Genomic DNA, 17,794 nt, shown 5'->3' on the forward strand with positions numbered 1-17,794 from the left:
CGTTTTCTACGATGACGGTGTGTCTCACAACGAGGTGGAGTCCGCGAGCCGCACCCGGACGGTGACCACGCAGGACGGCCTGGAGCTGGTCGTGGAGGACCGGGGCGACCCGTCGCACCCGACGGTCGTCGCGGTGCACGGCTACCCCGACGACCGGCACGTGTGGGACCGCGTCGCCGCGGACCTCGCCGCCGACCACCACGTCGTCACCTACGACGTGCGCGGCCACGGTGGCTCGGCCGCCCCCGGCGCCCCGGCCGGCTACGACCTGGAGCTCCTCGCCGCGGACCTGCGCACGGTGGCCGACGCCGTCTCCCCCGACGCCCCGGTGCACCTGCTCGCCCACGACTGGGGCTCGATCCAGACCTGGCACGCCGTCACGGGCGAGGACGGCACCCCCTCGGCGATGGACGGCCGGGTCGCGTCGTTCACCTCGATCTCCGGCCCGTGCCTGGACCACGTGGCGCTGTTCCTGCGCCGCCGCGGGCTCCGCGACCTGCGGCCGGTGCTCATCCAGGCGCTGCACTCCTGGTACACCCTGGCGTTCCGGGTGCCGGTGCTGCCCGAGCTGATGATCCGCAGCGGGCTGCTCGGCGCGATGGTGGCGCGGACCGAACGGATCCCGCGCCCCTCGGTGCGCGACGCGGTCAACGGCCTGGAGCTCTACCGGCGCAACCTGCCGCGGCGGCTCGGCCGCCCGCAGCCGCGCCGCACCGACGTCCCGGTGCAGATCCTGGCTCCGCAGGGCGACGCCTACGTCACCCCCGCGATGGCGACGAGCGCCGCCGGGTACGCCCCCGACCTGCGGGTCCGCTACCTGCCCGGCGGGCACTGGATCGTCCGCACGCGCGCGGGCGTGATCGCCCGGTGTGTCCGCGAGCTCGTCGCCGAGCGCAGCGGCGGGACCGCCGCGCCCGCGCTGGCGCGGGCGGGGGCCCGGGGCGCCGCCCTGGTCCGCACCGGCGGACGGCCGGGCCGGGCGTCGCGCTGGGAGGGGTCGCTCGCCGTCGTCACCGGGGCGGGCAGCGGGATCGGCCGCGAGATCGCCCGCCAGGTCGCCGACCTGGGGGGCCGGGTCGTCGTCGCCGACGTCTCCGGGACCGGCGCCGCGGAGACCGTCGACCTGGTGACCCGGCGGCACGGGCCCGGGCGCGCGGTGGCCGCGGTCGTCGACGTCGCCGACGAGGCCGCGCTCGCCGCGCTCGCCGAGCGGGTCGCCGCCGAGCACGGGGTGCCCGACCTCGTCGTCAACAACGCCGGGATCGCCGTCGCCGGGTCGTTCGCCGACACCACGGCGCAGGAGTGGCAGCGGATCGTCGATGTGAACCTGTGGGGCGTCGTGCACGGCTGCCGGCACTTCGGCGCGCTGCTCGCCGCGCACGGCGAGGGCGGCACGATCGTCAACACCGCCTCGGCGGCGGCGTACCTGCCGTCGCGTTCGCTGCCGGCCTACGCCACGACCAAGGCGGCGGTGCTGATGCTGTCGCAGTGCCTGCGCGCCGAGCTGGCGGGCGCCGGGGTCGGGGTCACCGCCCTGTGCCCCGGGTTCGTCGACACCCCGATCACCGGGGCGACCCGCTTCGCCGGCACCGACGACGCCACCCAGGCCGCCCGCCGTCGCGACGCCGCGGCCGCCTACACCCGGCGCGGGTACACCCCGCAGCGCGTCGCCGCCCGGCTGGTCCGCGCCGTCGAGCGGGACCTGCCGATCGCCCCGGTCACCGCCGAGGCGCACGTCGGGCTGCTCGCGTCCCGGCTGTCCCCCGGCCTCGTCCGCGCGCTCGCCCGCGTCGACGGCACCCGCTGAGAACCGTCCGAGAGGAGAACCGCCGTGAACAGCCCCGCCGCCGGTGACCCGGCCGCCGACCGCATCGCCCTGCAGGCCCGCGACGTCCGCTTCGACTTCGCCGAGCTGCGGACCGACTGGATCCCCGACGAGCCGTTCGCCTCGCACCTGATCGACGTGCTGCACCTGCTGCTGCCCGAGGGCGAGCGCTGGTTCGTGGAGGTCTTCTCCCGCGCGCTGCCGATGGTCCGTGACGAGGCGCTGGCCGAGGACGTGCGCGGGTTCATCGGCCAGGAGGCCGTGCACGCGACCTCGCACCAGGGGGCGCTGGACCACCTCGTCGAGGCGGGCGTCGACGTGACCCGCTTCGTCGAGCAGGTCGAGTGGATCTTCAAGGAGCTGCTCGGCGACCGCGGCCTGAACGGCGACGCGGCCCGGGAGTGGCTGGTGGAGCGGGTCGGGCTGATCGCGGCGATCGAGCACTTCACCGCCGTCCTCGGCTCCTGGATCCTCGACTCCGCCGCGCTGGACGCGGCCGGGGCCGACCCGCACATGCTGGACATGCTGCGCTGGCACGGCGCCGAGGAGGTCGAGCACCGCAACGTCGCGCACGACCTCTACACCCACCTCGACGGCCGCTGGCTGCGCCGGATCCGGGCGATGGCGGTGGCCGGCCCGGCGCTGGCGAAGCTGTGGGTCGACGGCACCCGGCACCTGTGCGCCCGCGACCCGCACCTGCGCGGGACACCGCAGCGCCGGGCCCGGCTGCGCGACTACCTGCGGGACTCCCGGCGCGGGCTGGTGCCCGGACCGTGGCTGTTCACCCGCGCCGTCCTGACCTACCTGAGCCCGCGGTTCCACCCGGCCGCGCACGGCGACACCGACGCCGCGGTGGCCTACCTCGCGGTCTCCCCCGCCGCCCGCGCCGCCGAGGCGGGCCACGCCGGCCCGGCCGGGGGGTCCGCGGCATGAGTCCCGCGCTGCTGCCCGGCACGGGCTCGACCGCGCCGCCGCCGCACCCGAACCGCGGGGCCACCGCGCTGTCGGTGCTCACCGCGGTGACCCAGACCCTCGCGACGGCCGGTGCCCGGCGCCGCCGCCCGGTCACCCCGGTGGACCGCACCCTGCTCGTCGAGGTGCACGCCGTGCGCCGTCCCTGCCCCGACGTCGCCGAGCTCGACCTCGTCCCGGCGGGCACCGAGCCGCTGCCGGGCTGGCGCCCCGGCGCGCACGTCGACGTCGAGCTGCCCTCGGGGGTCATGCGGCAGTACTCGCTGTGCGGCGACCCGGACGACCGATCGGTGTACCGGATCGCGGTACGGAGGGTGCCCGGGGGCACCGGCTCGCACGAGATGCACGCCCTGCGCCCCGGGGTGCGGCTACGGCTGCACGGCCCGCGCAACGCCTTCCCGCTGGCCACGGCGCCGTCGTACCTGTTCGTCGCCGGCGGCATCGGGATCACCCCGATCGCGCCGATGGTCCGGGCCGCGCACGCCGCCGGGGTGGGGTGGCGGCTGGTGCACACCGGCCGGGACCGGGCGTCGATGCCGCTGTCGGACGCACTCGCCGCGCTGGCCCCGGAGCGGGTCCTGCGCCGCCCCGACGACATCGCGGGTGTCCCGTCGGCGGCCGAGCTGCTGTCCGGGACCGACGCCGACGCCGCCGTCTACTGCTGCGGCCCGCCGCCGATGATCGAGTCGCTGCGCCGGGCGCTGCCCGCCGGGCAGCGGTTCCACTCCGAGCGGTTCTCCCCGCCCCCGATCCCCGACGGCCGCCCGTTCACCGTCCGGATCGCCGGTGGCCCGGACGTCGCGGTCCCCGCCGACCGCACCGCGCTGGACGCGGTCCGCGCGCTGCGCCCGGACGTGCCGTACTCGTGCCGGCAGGGGTTCTGCGGGACCTGCCACGTGCGGCTCGTGGAGGGCACGACCGTGGGCGACCCGGCCGGGCCGGGCCTGACCGCACTGTGCGTCGGGCGGGCCGCGGACGGGACGATCGTCGTCGATCTCGGGCGCTGAGGCGTGGGATCCGTACCCTCGTCGGTGATGACCTCACCCGCACGTCCACCCCGGCGCATGACGCCCGAGGCCCGCCGCGCACAGCTCGTGTCCGCCGCGCTCGACCTCTACGGCGCCCGCTCGCCGGAGGAGGTGGCCGTCGAGGACGTCACCCGGGCCGCGGACGTGTCCCGGGCGCTGTTCTACCGGTACTTCTCCGGGATGGAGGAGCTGCACGTCGCGGCGCTGGGCAGCGTCGCCGAGGAGCTCATCGACCGGGTCGCGCTGCCCACCGACGGTCCGCTGGACGGGCAGCTGGCCGACGCGCTGGACGTGTTCCTCGACGTCGTCGGCCGGCACTCACGGGCCTACATCGCGCTGCTGCGCAGCGGTTCGGTCGTCTCCACCGGGGAGACCGACGCCATGGTCGACGGCGTGCGCGACCACATCGTGGACCTGCTGTGCGTGCGCGGCGGCGTCCCCGACCCGACCCCGCTGCAGCTGATGACCCTGCGCGGCTGGGTCGCGCTGGTCGAGGGCTCGGTGCTGGTGTGGCTGGAGGCGGGCCGGGTGCCCGCCCACGCCGAGCTGCGGGACTGGCTGGTGGAGCAGCTGTTCGCGATGCTCGGGGTCACCGTCGCCCGCGACCCGGACGCTCAGTTCTCCACGACGCCGAGCGCGTTGGGCACCAGCCGGTAGGCGTCCTCGGACGGACTGTTCACGACCTGGTCGCGGAACACCATCGTCGAGGAGCCGCCGCCGTCGAGGTTGACGCCGTCGACGGCGCCCGCCCGGCGCAGCTGCTCGGCGGTCTCGGCCAGGGTGATCCCGACCGAGGTCGACTCGCGGCCGTCGGCGGTGAGCAGGATCAGCCGTCCCTGCGCGGTGAGGCCCGCGGCGCTGCGCGGGTCGCGCGAGCGGGCGTCCAGCCCGGCGACGGGTGCGCCGTCGCGCAGGATCGGTGACGCCCCGACCGCGGTCCGCGGCACGGTCCCCGACGCGGCGGTGAGCGCCTGCCGCACGGCGACCCGGTCGCCGACGGCGAGCCCGCGCAGCGCGGCGGCGCCCTGGTCGCGGCCGGCGAGGACCTGTTCCCCGGCCGGGACCGCTCCCCCGCCGGGCGGGCCGACGGCGGTGACCGCGCCGTCGCGGACCACGACCTCGACCCGGTCCGGTGCGCACGGCGCGTCCCGGTCGGTGTCGCTGCCGCACAGCGTGGCGGCCCGGTCGCCCGCCCAGTCGGGGGTGAACAGCCCGATCCCGCCGACGGGCACGGCGTAGGCGTTGAGGGTGTCGATGCGCAGGCGGCCCTTCGGCCCGGTCGCGGACGCGTCGAGGGTGAGCCGGTCCAGGCGGGGGGTGCCGTCGTCGTCGATCGCGAGGACGTCGCCCTGCCGGGCGCCGGGGACGCCCGGGGCGAGCCGCCGCCCGGGCGGCACGGCGGAGGTGAGCGCCCGGCCGTCGCGGACCGAGGGGCCGGCCGGGGCGTTGCTGCGGGCCAGGTCGAAGAAGTCGCCGTTGATCGCGGCGACGGCGCCGCCGCGCCGGGCGTGCGCGGGCACCGAGGACCGCTCCCCGACCGTCGCGCCGGTGAGCAGGGTGGCGCGCAGCTCGGCCCGGTCCAGGTCGGCGACGACGATGTCGACGGTCACCGGCCCGGCCGGGGTGTCGACCCGCTCCTCGCGGTGGGTGACCGCCGGGGCCTGCGGGCCCGGGGCGACGGGCGCCGCGGCCGTGCCCGTGGCAGGGGCGGCACCGGGTCCGGCGGAGGCGGGACCGGCCGCCGCGGACGCCGCGACGGGGTGCGCCTCCCGGGCGGGGGCCGCGGACGCCTGCTGGGTGACCGGCACCAGTACCCCGACCACGACCGCCGCCGCCACCGCCGCGCCCCGGCCGCCCGTCCACCCCACCATGCCCGCACTCCCCCGATCGTCACCCCGGCCGGGACCGAGGTGAACACGGCGGTACGGCGACGGCGCGGGGCGTCACGCGTCGGTGGTGCAGGGCCACCCGGTCGGGGTCGGATCGTCCCCCTGCGGGGGCCCGACTCCGCGCAGCGCGACCGTCGGCGCCGTGATCACCGGGAGTGGAGCGGCCGGGTGAGGGAGCTGCTCCCCGCGCCCCACTCCCGGTGGTCGTGACAGGGGGTCAGAGCGTGCGGTGCGCCGCCCCGGGGTGGTCCTTCGCGAGCCGGGCGCCGTCGCCGGTGCCGTAGCGCTCGCGCAGGGTGGGGCCGCCCGCGTCGGCGGTGGGCATCCGGCCGCGGCGGCGCAGCTCGGGCACGACGTGGGTGACGACGTCGGCCATCGTCCCCGGGGTGACGGCGTAGGCCAGGTTGAAGCCGTCGAGGTCGGCCTCCTCGGCCCAGCGCTCCAGCTCGTCGGCGACCGTCGCCCCGGACCCGACGACGAGCGGCCCGCGCCCGCCGACGGTGATGAACTCGGCGAGCTCCCCCACCGTCCAGTCGCGGTCCGGCCCGGTGAACGAGGCCAGCGCCGAGCGGGTCGCGTCGGTCTGCACGTACTCGAGCTTCTGCTCCGGCGACGCCCCGGCCAGGTCGACGCCGGACCAGCCGCCGAACAGCGCCAGCGCCGCGGACGGGTCGGTCAGCTCCAGGTACTCGGCCAGCGTCGCGCGGGCGGCCTCGTCGGTCTCCCCGGCGATCGCGGTGAGCATCGCGAAGACCTTCACCGAGCGCGGGTCCCGCCCGGCGCGGGCGGCCTCGGCGCGCACCGCGTCGACCGAGCGGCGGACCACCGCGGGCGACGGGCCGGACACGAACACGGCCTCGGCGTGGGTTCCGGCGAACCGAGCACCGCGCGGCGACGCGCCCGCCTGGAAGATCACCGGGGTGCGCTGCGGGGACGGCTCGGACAGGAACGGGCCGGGCACGTCGAACCAGCGGCCGTGGTGGGCGATGTCGTGCACCCGCTCCGGCTCGGTGAACACGCCGCGGGCGCGGTCGCGGACCACGGCGTCGTCGTCCCAGGAGCCCTCCCACAGCTTGTAGCAGACCTCCAGGAACTCCTCGGCGAGCTCGTAGCGCTCGTCGTGCGGGATCTGCCCGGACCGGCCGAGGTTGCGCGCCGCGGAGTCCAGGTAGGACGTGACGACGTTCCACGCGACCCGTCCGCGGGTGAGGTGGTCGAGGGTGGTGAGCCGCCGCGCCAGCGCGTAGGGGTGCTCGTAGGCGACCGAGACGGTCACCCCGAACCCCAGCCGCGAGGTCACCCCGGCCATCGCGGGGACGAGCAGCAGCGGGTCGGCGAGCGGCACCTGCGCGGCGGCGCGGACGGCGGCGTCGCGGGAGCCGCCGAAGACGTCGTAGACGCCGAGGACGTCGGCGAGGAACAGCGCGTCGAAGCCGCCGTCCTCCAGCATCCGGGCCAGCGAGGTCCAGTGGTCGAGGTCGGTGTAGCGGTGCCCCTCGTCGGAGGGGTGGCGCCACAGCCCGGCGGACTGGTGGCCGACGCAGGCCATGTCGAAGGCGTTGAGCAGGATGCGGCCGGTCATGCCGACACCTTCTCCCGGGCGGTGCGCAGCCCGCCGCGGTGGGTCTCGGGGAGCAGGACGGTGGAGACGACGCAGATCGCGAACAGCACCCCGAAGTACCCCCAGATCAGCCATGGGGTCCCGCCGCCCGCGTAGAGCAGCGCGGTGGCGACCAGCGGCGTCGTGCCGCCGATGACCGACCCGATCTGATAGCCCAGCGACGCCCCGCTGTAGCGCAGCCGGGTGTCGAACAGCTCGCCGTACCAGGCGGCCTGCGGGCCGTACATCGCGTCGTGGAAGAGGTTGACCAGCACCACCATGCCGACCACGACCAGGGCGGTGGACCCGGTGTCGAGCAGCAGGAAGAAGGCCCCGAGGAACAGCGGCGCGCCGATCGCGCCGACCAGGTAGACCGGCTTGCGGCCGACCCGGTCGGACAGGACCGCCCACAGCGGCGTCGAGAACAGCCCGATCGCCGACGCGATGATCACCGCGGTCAGCCCGGCGCCCTCGGCGGCGCCGGAGTCGCCCTGGGCCAGGTAGGTCAGCGCGAACGTCGTCGCCAGGATGTAGACGGAGTTCTGGGCGATCCGGCTGCCGACGGTCAGCAGCACGGTGCGCCACTCGGTGCGCAGCACCTCCAGCACCGGGCGGCGGGACAGCGTCCCGGCGTCGCGGGCGGCGGTGAACACCGCGGGGTCGGCCAGGGTGAGCCGGATGGCCAGCCCCACCACGACGAGCACCGCGCTGAGCAGGAACGGGATCCGCCAGGCCCCGGCGAGGAACGCCTCCTTGCCGGCGATCGCGAGCACCGCGGTGTAGACGCCCGACGCGAGCAGCATCCCGGCCGAGGAGCCGATCTGCGGGAAGCTGCCGAACAGGCCGCGCCGGCGCTCGGTCTCGGCGTGCTCGACGGCCATCAGCACCGCACCGGCCCACTCCGCGCCCACGGCGAGCCCCTGGGCCAGCCGCAGCACCACCAGCAGCACCGGGGCCAGCAGCCCGACGGTCGGGTAGGTCGGCAGCAGCCCGATGAGCGTCGTCGCGACGCCCATCAGCACCAGCGACCCGACCAGGACGGCGCGGCGGCCGATCCGGTCGCCCAGGTGCCCGGCGACGACGGCGCCGACCGGCCGCGCCCCGAACCCGGCGGCGTAGGTCGCGAACGACGCCAGCACGCCGGTCGCCGGGTCGGCGTCGGTGAAGAACAGCGGGGCGAACACCAGCGCCGCGGCGGTGGCGTAGAGGTAGAAGTCGTACCACTCGATGGTGGTCCCGACGAGGCTCGCGACGGCGGCGCGGCGCGGGGTGGCGCCGGACGCCGGGGCGGGGTCGGACACGGCGGAGCTGGACACGGGACCTGCCGGTGGGTGAGGCGGAGCGGGGAGTCGGTGCGCGGGGTCGCCGGTCAGCGACAGGCGTGCGACGACAGGCGGCCGTGGTCCAGCCACCGCCGGCGGGTCAGCTCCGAGTGCTCCACCTCGCCCACCCGAACAGACGACGCCCGCCCGGCGCAACGGTGCGGGACCGGGGTCACCTCCGCCCCGGCCACCCGGGTCGGTCCGTCAGGTCCGCGGGCGGAGCGGGCCGGTGCGGCGGGACGTGGCCGGGTGGTCGTCCGAGACGATGTCGGTGAGGTCCGCCGCGTCACCCGGCGGTCGCGAACCGCCGGGTGCGCACCGTCACACCGCCGTCCGGGCGGCCGCCCGCGATGGCGGCCGCCCGGATGCAGGCGTGCGTCCACATGTTGAACTGCACCTCCTTGGCCACCCGCAGGGTGTTGTAGAGCACGTGCGACAGGCGGTCCCCGGGCCGCGCCCAGGACTCGATGTCGAAGCGCAGCATCTCCGGGTGGTCCGGGTCACGACGGGTGCGGAACTCGATCCGGCCGGCCTCCAGGTGCCCGTCCAGGGTGACGAAGGAGAACTCGGTCGGCCCGGCGGCGGCCACCCGAACCGGACCGTCCCACGGGCCGGGCATGCGGATCAGGAACTCGTCGCCGACGGCCATCCCGCCGGCCTCCCCGCGGGTGCGGCGGAACACCGCGAACTCCGGTGACCAGCGGTCGGGGTCCGCGGCGAGGCGCGTCATGAGCTCCTCGGGGCCGAGCCGGGACCCGCGGATGCGCACGGTGTAGCGCCGGTGCAGCAGGGTGCCGTACCCGTCCGACGGGCGCTGCACGTCGTCGGCGCCGGCGCCCTGCGGCGAGGCGGGCGGCAGGTCCCCCAGGTCCCCGACGACGTCGCTGCGGTGGATCGGTGTGGTGCGCCAGAAGTAGCGCCACGACACCAGCAGCAGACCCGCCGGCCAGCGCAGCAGCGCCGACACCCGCCGGGACCGCCGGTCACCGGTCACCGGGGTGGACCGTTCGGTCGTCGTGGCCCTCGTCGAAGTCCGCACGGCGTACGCATACCCCCTGTGCGGGGATTACATCCGCCCGGAGCGGGGAACGGACCGCCATGACGGTCGGACGTGTCCTGCACCGGGTCGGGTTGCGCGGTGCCCAGCTCCAGTGGTTCTCCCTCGGCTCGGTGGGCTTCTCCATCGCGCTGTGGCTGCGCGCGAAGACCGTGGACCAGGACGAGCGCGGCAACGCCGAACGCCGCGCGGTCTTCGTCGGCCTGTGGCCGTCGATGTTCTGGCTGATCGGCGACTCGATGCGGCGCGAGGAGAAGGGCCGTCGGTCCTGAAGCGCCCCGCACCCGGGGACCGTCGCACCGACCTGGACGGGCTCGCCGCACGCGGCGTGAACTTCGACGACGCCGAGACCCCCACCGACACCCACGACCCGCGCTGGCACGTCGACCACGGCCGGGCCCTGATCGGCACCGAGCCGCCCGGCGACCCGGTCCCCGACGGCCCCTGGGAACGTGCCTGCGCGGTGCTGCGCGACTACCAGTTCACCGCCCCGAACCGGCTGCGCGGCGTGTTCCGCCCGTCCGACCCGCTGCTGGGGCGGGACATGCTGCTGGAGGGCCGGTTCGGGCCGATGCGCTTCCACCTCGGCGTCCGCGTCACCGGGCTGGTCGACGAGACCGTCGACGGCCGGCGCGTCTGGGGCTGGACCTACGAGACCCTGCACGGGCACCTGGAGGAGGGCCGGCTCACCTACGAGGTGGTCAAGGACCTCGCGACCGGCGACGTCGAGTTCGTCATCCGCGCGTTCTCCCGGCCCGCGCGCATTCCGAACCCGCTGTTCCGGCTCGGCTTCGGACTGTTCGGCCGCGCGGTGCAGCTGGAGTTCTACCATCGGGCCGGGCAGCGGGTCCGCGAGCTCGTGGCCGACGCGGCGGCGGGCAGGCCGCCGCCGCAGCCGCTGCCGGGTGCCGACGGCGTGACCGTCGCCCCGCAGAACGGCGGGCGGCACTGGACTGACCCGTTCGCCGTACTCGTCCGGCACCCGGGTGTCTGACCCGGGTGCGCGATCCGGTGAGGGGGAGTTTCCGATGGACGAGCAGATCCGACGTCCCAACCCGTTCCGCTGGGTGGCCTACGCCTTCGGTGCCCGGCTGCCGGCCCGGAACCGGCGCTGGGTGCTGCACGACGTCACGACCCGCACCTGGGTGCTGCGCCACCTCGTCCGCACGACGGTCCAGCTGATCCCGCTGCTGGTCCTGCTGTACCTGGTGGTGCCCGGCCCGGCGTGGGTGCGGCTGGGCGCCATCGCCTCCGGCGCGGTGATCGGCTACTTCTACTCGCTGGTCTACGTGGTCGAGGCGTGCGAGACCCGGGTGCTGAAGGCCGGCTACCCGGTGGGGGCGGCCGCGTCGACCCGGGAGGCGCGGCGCGCCGAGCAGCACGTCGACGCCCGGCTGCGTCACGACCGGGAGTTCGGGACGGACCGCGACCGGGACGACCGCCGGGGGTGAGCACCCCCGCCGCGGCGCGCCCCGGCCGCGGTCACGCCGCGCCGTCGAGCCGGTCCCCGCACGCCGCGGCGCCCCGTCCCGACGCGCGGCCCCCGGTGCCCGGGGTGCCGCGCGGCGTCACGGGGCGCCCCGGGTGGAGCGGGGTCAGGGGATGACGACCGGCCCGGTGGTCGGGGCGGGGTCGTCGGCCCAGCGGTGGCCGGTCTCGCGCGGGGTGACGCCGTCCTCGGACCACGCGGCCAGCAGCTGCGCGACCTTGGCGTGCATGACGGTGCGCAGCCGGTCGAAGGAGTTCTGCGGGTCGTCGTCGACCTCACCGAGCAGCAGCCACCAGGCCCAGGCCACCGCGCCGGCGTTGGCGACGAAGTCCGGCAGCACCGGCACGCCGCGGGCGGCGAGCATGGCCTCGGCCTCCGGGGTGGTCGCGGCGTTCGCGGCCTCGACGACCACGCGGGCGCGGACGTCGTAGGAGTTGTCCGGGGTGATCGCGTAGGAGATCGCGGCCGGCACCAGGATGTCGACCTCGGCGGAGAGGATCGCGGTGCGCGGGAGCTGCTCGACACCGGCGGGCAGCCGGGTACGGTCGATCTCGCCGAAGCCGTCGCGCAGGTCCAGCAGCGCGGGCACGTCGAGCCCGTCGGCGCAGTGCAGGGTGCCCGCGGCGTCGGCCAGCGTGGTGACCTTCATCCCGGCCTCGTACAGGTAGTAGGCGGCCGCGCCGCCCATCGTGCCGACGCCCTGGATCGCGACCGTGGTGTCGGCCGGGATCTGGCCCCAGGACACCGCGGAGGCCAGGCAGGCGTGCGCGACGCCGTAGCCGCCGATCACGTCGCCCAGCTCGAACCCGCCGTCGACCTCCGCGGTCAGCCCGGTGCGCACCCGCTCCAGGGTGGCGGCCGGGTCGGCGGCGCGGCTGATCGCGGCGTGGTAGCTCTGGCCGAGGCCGATCTTCTCGAAGACCTCGTCGATCAGGTGCTGCGGGACGCCGAGGTCCTCCGCGGTCACCCAGTGCGCGTCGATCCAGGGGCGCATGGCCTCGCAGAACCGCTCAAGCACCTCGACGGCGCGCGGGTCCTTCGGGTCGAAGTCGATGCCGCCCTTGGCCCCGCCGATCGGCAGGTCGAAGGTGGCGGTCTTGTTCGCCATGCCGCGTGCGAGGTCCTCGACCTCGGACAACGTACAGCCGGCCCGCATCCGGGTACCGCCGGTGGCGAGCCCCGCTCGCAGGGTGTGCACGACCAGGTAGCCGACGGCGCCGGTCACGGTGTCGTTCCACTGCAGGCGCATGTACGGCTCGGGGCGGCGGACGACCGGAGCGACGGTGTGCGCCGGGGCGCCGGAGACGTACGGGGCCGCGGCCGCCGTCTGCGGGGTGCTCCCGGTCGGGTTCTGCATCGTCGTCATGGCGACCCACCTCCTGCTCGTGCTGCACCGGTCGTCGCCGCCAGGGGCCGTTCCGGTCTCGTCGACATCGCGGACCTCGTCGTCCCCCGGCCGCAGTCGTTCCCGACCGGTGGCCCCAGGTTGCGGTCGCACCCGGCCCCGCGTCCATTTACGGATCATTCACGGCGCTGTTCACCGTTCCTGCACAGCGCAATAGGCTCAGCCACATGGAGCTGTCCCTGTCTCGGCTGCGGATGCTGCGTGAGCTGCACCGGCGGGGAACCATCACGGCGGCGGCGACGGCGCTGCACTACACGGCGTCGGCGGTGTCCCAGCAGCTCGCGCAGCTCGAGCGCGACGTCGGGACCCGCCTGTTCGAACGACGAGGTCGCCGGGTCCAGCTCACCGACCTCGGGGTCCTGCTGGCCGAGCACGCCGAGGAGATCCTCGCCTCGGTCGAGCGCGCCACCCAGGCCCTGGAGGAGGCGGGCGAGACCGTCGCGGCCAAGCTCACCGCCGGGGTGTGGGCCTCGGTCGCCTCGGGCCTGCTGCCCGACGCGCTGACCGCGCTGGCCCGCACCCACCCGGGTGTCGAGGTCCGCACCCGCGAGCTCGCCCCGGAGGAGACCGCTGCCGCGGTGCGCGACGGCGAGCTCGACCTGTCGTTCGTCATCGACTACTCGAACTACCCGATGACGTGGGACAAGGGCCTGGAGCGGGCGGTCATCGCCGTCGAGCGGGTCTACGCGGCGGTGCCCGCCGGGGCGGTGCCGGCCGCGAGCGTGATGTTGTCGGAGCTGGCCGAGCACCCGTGGATCGTGTCGCCCGCCCGGTCGCACTTCGGGCAGGCGGCCCGGCTGGCCTGCCAGAGCGCGGGCTTCGAGCCGCGGATCGACCACGAGGTCGAGGAGCAGGCCACCGCGATGGCGATGGTCGCGGCCGGGCTCGGCGTCACCCTGGTGACCGACCTGGGCCTGGCGCTGCGCCCGCCGGGGGTCGACATCGTCGCGCTCGGCGACGCCCTGACCCGCACGGTCTCACTGGCCTACCGCACCACCACCGCACGACGCGCCGCGCTGCCGCTGGTGATCGAGGCGGTCCGGACCGCGGCGGCGCAGAAGGGGCTCGGCGCCGACGCCCCGATCCCGGTGCAGCCGGAGTCGCTCGGCCTGGCCTGACCCGTTCCGCGGCGGAATCGTCGGAACCCGGTCGAACCGTTTCCGCCGCCGGTTCCGAAGAACGGTCGTGCTGACCGAGAACCGGACCGAGGGAAACGGGCACCTGGCCCTTCCGTCGCGTTCCGTGGCGATCCTGGTGGAACTGCTGGCGATCGCCGCGGCGGTGGCATCGGGGCACCTCGTGGCGGCCCTGGTGGCGCCGGCGTCGTCGCCCTTCGTGGCCGTCGGCGACGCGGTCGTGCGGCTCTCGCCGCAGCCGGTCGTGGAGTTCGCCAAGTCCGCGTTCGGGACGGCCGACAAGCCGGTCCTGCTCGCCGGGATCGGCGTGCTGCTGGTGCTGCTCGGCGCACTGGCCGGGCTCGCGGCGCGACGACGGCCCGCGGTGGGGACCGCGGCCGTCGCCGCGCTGGGGCTGCTCGCGGTGGCCGCGGTGCTGACCGGTCCGGTGCCGACCGCGACCGACCTGGCCGCGCCGGTCGTCGCACTGGTGGTGGGCGTGGCGGTGCAGCGGGGGCTGGACCGCCTCGCCCGCCGTCACGGTGGGACCCGCACCGGGAGCGGCGGGAGCGGTGACGGGGTCCCCCGGCGCACCGTGCTCGCGGGGGCCTCGGCCGCCGTCGCCGCCGGGACGCTCGTCGCGGGCGGGGCCGGCCTGGCGCTGTCCTCCTCGGGCAGCGGGATCGCGGCCTCGCGGGTCGCACTGACCGGCAGGCTGGCCGCGGCGACGCTCGCCGAGACCGCCCCGCCGGTACCCGCGTCGGCCGCGTTCCCCCAGCTCGGCACCGTCCCGTTCGTGACGCCGAACGCCGACTTCTACCGCATCGACGTCGCCCTCACGATCCCGGCCGTGCGGGCCGAGGACTGGTCGCTGCGGGTGCACGGCCGGGTCGGGCGCGAGCTCGTCCTCACCGTCGACGACCTGCTGCGACGGCCGCTCGTGCAGCGCACGATCACGATGACCTGCGTGTCCAACACGGTCGGCGGGAACCTGGTGTCCACCGCGGACTTCGTCGGCGTCGAGCTGGCCCCGCTGCTGCTGGAGGCCGGGGTCGACCCGTCCGCGGACCAGATCGTCTCCACCAGCCGCGACGGCTGGACGGCGGGCACCCCGACCGCGACCGTGCTCGAACCCGGCCGGGGCGCGCTGCTCGCACTCGGCATGAACGGCGAGGCGCTGCCGGTCGAGCACGGCTTCCCGGTGCGCATGGTCGTCCCGGGGCTCTACGGCTACGTCTCGGCCACCAAGTGGCTCGCCGACATCGAGCTGACGACCTTCGCCGAGCGCAGCGTGTACTGGCGCGACCGTGGCTGGGCCGAGCGCGCCCCGATCAAGACCCAGTGCCGCATCGACGCCCCGGTCGGCTTCTCGAAGCTCCCGGCCGGACGTGTGCAGGTCGCCGGGGTCGCGTGGGCGCAGCCGGTCGGGATCACCGCCGTCGAGGTCCGCGCCGACGACGGCCCGTGGGTGCGGGCCGAGCTGGCCACCGAGGTCAACCCGAACACCTGGCGGATGTGGCGGGCCGAGCTCGACCTCTCCCCCGGCAGCCACACCCTCACCGCCCGCGCCACCGACCGCCGCGGGCTCGTCCAGACCGACGTCCGCGTCGAACCGATCCCGGACGGCGCGACGGGCTGGCCCAGCACCATCGTCACCGTCGTCTGAACCGATTCCCGAGGCTCTCGGAAAAAAGATCCGGAAATCTCCCGGAAACCCCGAACCGCCCGGCCCCACAGCCCGAACAACTCATCGACAGTCCACACAGGACAGACAGTTTCCTCGAAAGGGAATTCAGCCATGCGCGCCTCTCGCACCCTCGCCACCGTCGGCCTGCTCGCCGCCCTCTCGCTCGGCCTCACCGCCTGTGGCGGCGGCAGCGACTCCTCCACCCCGCCGGCCGCGGCCCCCGCCTCCTCCTCGGCCCCGGCGACCACCGCCGCCGCCGACGGCGTCACCACCAACGACGACGTCTTCGGCCCGGCCTGCAGCCAGCTGCCGCAGGGCGACGAGCCCGGCTCGCTGAACTCGATGGGCCCGCAGCCGGTCGCCACCGCCGCGAGCACCAACCCGCTGCTGACCACGCTGGTCACCGCCGTCGGCAAGGTCCCCGGCCTGGCCGACACCCTGAACCAGCAGCAGGGCATCACCGTCTTCGCCCCGGCGAACGACGCCTTCACCGCGGTGCAGAAGCAGCTCGGCGAGGAGAAGTTCAACGCCCTGCTGGCCGACACCACCGCGCTGCAGGGCCTGCTCTCCTACCACGTGACCCCGGAGCGCCTGGACGCCGCGGGCATCGTGGAGAAGAAGACCCTGACCGAGCTGGCCGGCGGTGACCTCACCATCGGCGGCACCGCCGAGGCCCCCACCGTCACCGACGGGCAGGGCAACACCGCCAACATCCTCTGCGGCAACATCCCGACCGCGAACGCCACCGTATTCGTGATCGACAAGGTCCTCATGCCCAAGAGCTGACGACCGACAGCACGACACGACGGGCCCGGGGTGCGAACCCCGGGCCCGTCGTCGTACGAACACCCTGGTGTGACCGCGACCCCGATCCGCCCCGCCGAGTCCCTCACCCGGCCGCGGGCGGTGGTCACCGGCCTGCTCGGCGTCGGCTCGGCCCTCGCCGTGGGCGACCTCGTCGCGGGGCTGGCGGCGCCGGCGTCGTCGCCGTTCCTCACCGTCGGCGACCAGTTCGTCCGGCTGACCCCGGAGTGGCTGAAGCAGTTCGCGATCGCCACGTTCGGCACCGCCGACAAGCTCGCGCTGCTGACCGGGATGGCGCTGGTGATCACCGGGCTGGCCGTGGCCGCCGGGCTCCTGGCCCGGCGACGACCCGCCCCGGGCGTGGCGGTCGTCGTCGCGATGGGGGTGACCGCCCTGATCACCACGGTGCTCGCGCCCGCGGTCCGGCCGGTCGACCTGCTCGCCCCCGCCGTGGCGCTCCTCGTCGGGCCGACGGTGTTCCTCGCGGTGCACGCCGCGTTCACCCGGGCGGCCCGGGACGGCCTGGGCGCCGCCGCGCCGCTGTCGCGCCGGCGGGCCCTCTCGCTGGCCGGCGGGGTCGCCGTCGTGTCGCTGGGGGCGACCGTCGCCGGGCGGCTGCTCGCCGCCGCGCCGTCGACGTCCGGGCCCGCGGCACTCGCGCTGCCGCCCGCCCCGCCGGTACCGGCGCTCCCGCCGGACGCGACCCTGCCGGGCGCACCGGCCTGGCTGACCCCGACCGCGGACTTCTACCGGATCGACACCGCGCTGCAGGTCCCGCGGGTCGACACCGCGTCGTGGACCCTGCGGGTGCACGGCATGGTCGAGCGCGAGCTGACCCTCTCCCTGGACCAGCTGCGGGCCCGCCGGGTCATCGAGGTGCCGATCACGATGGTGTGCGTGTCCAACCCGGTCGGCGGCGCGCTGATCTCCAACGCGCGGTTCACCGGGGTGCGCCTGGCCGACCTGCTCGCCGAGGCCGGGGTCGGACCCGGGGCCCAGCAGCTGCTGTCCACCAGCGTCGACGGGTTCACCACCGGCACCCCGGTCGACGTCGTCACCGACGGCCGCGACGCCCTGCTCGCGTTCGGCATGAACGGCGAGGCGCTGCCGGTCGAGCACGGCTTCCCGGTGCGCATGGTCGTCCCCGGCCTCTACGGCTACGTCTCCGGCTGCAAGTGGATCACCGACATCGAGGTGACCACCTGGGACGCGGCCACCCCGTACTGGGCCGAGCGCGGCTGGGCCCGCGAGGGCCCGGTGAAGACCCAGTCCCGCATCGACACCCCGGCGGCCGGGGCGTCGGTCCCGGCCGGGCGGGTCGTCGTCGCCGGGACGTCGTGGGCGCCGCACGTCGGCATCACCCGGGTCGAGGTCGCCGTCGACGGCGGGACCTGGGTCCCGGCCCGCCTCGGCGCCGACGTCGCTGCCGACACCTGGCGGATGTGGCGCACCGAGATCGAACTGGGACCCGGCGAGCACACCCTGCGCGTGCGCGCGACCGACCGGACCGGCACGGTGCAGACGGAACGGGAACAGGTCTCGATCCCCGACGGCGCGACCGGCCGGCACACGGTGCCGGTCACCGCGGTCTGACGGGCGGG

General features: G+C 75.8%; 16 protein-coding genes. 11 read left to right on the forward strand and 5 right to left on the reverse strand.

The annotated features are described in order from the left end of the window. The first annotated feature begins 19 nt into the window (after positions 1-19). The 4 genes from WHI96_RS09295 to WHI96_RS09310 are packed head-to-tail and all read left to right on the forward strand — an operon-like array spanning position 20 to position 4,482. Positions 20-1,807 carry an SDR family oxidoreductase gene (locus tag WHI96_RS09295; RefSeq protein ID WP_345652108.1) on the forward strand — a complete coding sequence of 596 codons (1,788 nt, stop codon included), beginning with the start codon at positions 20-22 and terminating at the stop codon, positions 1,805-1,807. Positions 1,808-1,831: 24 nt separating this feature from the next. Further along, the gene (locus WHI96_RS09300) at positions 1,832-2,758 is read left to right on the forward strand and encodes a metal-dependent hydrolase (protein ID WP_345652105.1); all 927 of its coding nucleotides are present in this window, start codon (positions 1,832-1,834) and stop codon (positions 2,756-2,758) included. Beyond that, entirely contained in the window at positions 2,755-3,804 is a 1,050-nt protein-coding gene (locus tag WHI96_RS09305) for a PDR/VanB family oxidoreductase (protein WP_345652102.1), read from the forward strand. The genes WHI96_RS09300 and WHI96_RS09305 overlap by 4 nt, the downstream gene beginning before the upstream one ends. A 27-nt stretch (positions 3,805-3,831) precedes the next feature. Continuing rightward, complete coding sequence (locus tag WHI96_RS09310) at positions 3,832-4,482, forward strand: TetR/AcrR family transcriptional regulator (RefSeq protein ID WP_246352729.1); 651 nt, start codon at positions 3,832-3,834, stop codon at positions 4,480-4,482. Here the strand turns inward: WHI96_RS09310 and WHI96_RS09315 are convergent. The 4 genes from WHI96_RS09315 to WHI96_RS09330 form a co-directional block, all read right to left on the reverse strand. Continuing rightward, on the reverse strand, positions 4,440-5,696 hold the full coding sequence (locus WHI96_RS09315; RefSeq protein WP_345652099.1) for a phosphodiester glycosidase family protein: 1,257 nt from the start codon (positions 5,694-5,696) through the stop codon (positions 4,440-4,442). The two genes, WHI96_RS09310 and WHI96_RS09315, sit on opposite strands and share 43 nt — an antisense overlap. Positions 5,697-5,931: 235 nt before the next feature. Beyond that, positions 5,932-7,296 carry an LLM class flavin-dependent oxidoreductase gene (locus WHI96_RS09320; RefSeq protein WP_345652096.1) on the reverse strand — a complete coding sequence of 455 codons (1,365 nt, stop codon included), beginning with the start codon at positions 7,294-7,296 and terminating at the stop codon, positions 5,932-5,934. After that, the gene (locus WHI96_RS09325) at positions 7,293-8,630 is read right to left on the reverse strand and encodes an MFS transporter (RefSeq protein ID WP_345652093.1); all 1,338 of its coding nucleotides are present in this window, start codon (positions 8,628-8,630) and stop codon (positions 7,293-7,295) included. Before WHI96_RS09325 ends, WHI96_RS09320 begins: the two co-directional genes overlap by 4 nt. A gap of 292 nt (positions 8,631-8,922) precedes the next feature. Next, complete coding sequence (locus WHI96_RS09330; protein WP_345652090.1) at positions 8,923-9,630, reverse strand: DUF1990 family protein; 708 nt, start codon at positions 9,628-9,630, stop codon at positions 8,923-8,925. Positions 9,631-9,734: 104 nt separating this feature from the next. Here WHI96_RS09330 and WHI96_RS09335 point away from each other — a divergent pair, with 104 nt between their 5' ends. Genes WHI96_RS09335 through WHI96_RS09345 form a run of 3 tightly spaced genes read left to right on the forward strand, consistent with a single transcriptional unit; the run spans position 9,735 to position 11,144 of the window. Continuing rightward, complete coding sequence (locus WHI96_RS09335) at positions 9,735-9,965, forward strand: hypothetical protein (RefSeq protein ID WP_062403384.1); 231 nt, start codon at positions 9,735-9,737, stop codon at positions 9,963-9,965. 56 nt (positions 9,966-10,021) lie between these two features. Next, positions 10,022-10,687, forward strand: a complete 666-nt coding sequence (locus WHI96_RS09340; RefSeq protein ID WP_345652087.1) for a DUF1990 family protein — start codon at positions 10,022-10,024, stop codon at positions 10,685-10,687. 34 nt (positions 10,688-10,721) lie between these two features. Beyond that, the gene (locus WHI96_RS09345) at positions 10,722-11,144 is read left to right on the forward strand and encodes a DUF5313 family protein (protein WP_345652083.1); all 423 of its coding nucleotides are present in this window, start codon (positions 10,722-10,724) and stop codon (positions 11,142-11,144) included. Between the two features lie 144 nt (positions 11,145-11,288). On the opposite strand, the gene WHI96_RS09350 is transcribed toward WHI96_RS09345, so the two are convergent. Further along, on the reverse strand, positions 11,289-12,431 hold the full coding sequence (locus WHI96_RS09350; RefSeq protein ID WP_345652889.1) for a Glu/Leu/Phe/Val family dehydrogenase: 1,143 nt from the start codon (positions 12,429-12,431) through the stop codon (positions 11,289-11,291). Between the two features lie 323 nt (positions 12,432-12,754). On the opposite strand from WHI96_RS09350, the gene WHI96_RS09355 reads away from it, so the two are divergent. From WHI96_RS09355 to WHI96_RS09370, 4 genes are all read left to right on the forward strand, one after another. After that, on the forward strand, positions 12,755-13,705 hold the full coding sequence (locus tag WHI96_RS09355; RefSeq protein ID WP_345652080.1) for a LysR family transcriptional regulator: 951 nt from the start codon (positions 12,755-12,757) through the stop codon (positions 13,703-13,705). 124 nt (positions 13,706-13,829) lie between these two features. After that, the gene (locus tag WHI96_RS09360; protein WP_345652078.1) at positions 13,830-15,368 is read left to right on the forward strand and encodes a molybdopterin-dependent oxidoreductase; all 1,539 of its coding nucleotides are present in this window, start codon (positions 13,830-13,832) and stop codon (positions 15,366-15,368) included. A gap of 132 nt (positions 15,369-15,500) precedes the next feature. Next, on the forward strand, positions 15,501-16,175 hold the full coding sequence (locus tag WHI96_RS09365) for a fasciclin domain-containing protein (protein ID WP_345652075.1): 675 nt from the start codon (positions 15,501-15,503) through the stop codon (positions 16,173-16,175). 69 nt (positions 16,176-16,244) lie between these two features. Beyond that, entirely contained in the window at positions 16,245-17,786 is a 1,542-nt protein-coding gene (locus WHI96_RS09370) for a sulfite oxidase (RefSeq protein ID WP_345652072.1), read from the forward strand. Positions 17,787-17,794 lie beyond the last annotated feature (8 nt).

It is taken from the genome of Pseudonocardia tropica (assembly GCF_040105315.1).
In the GTDB taxonomy this organism is placed as follows: Bacteria; Actinomycetota; Actinomycetes; order Mycobacteriales; family Pseudonocardiaceae; genus Pseudonocardia; species Pseudonocardia alni.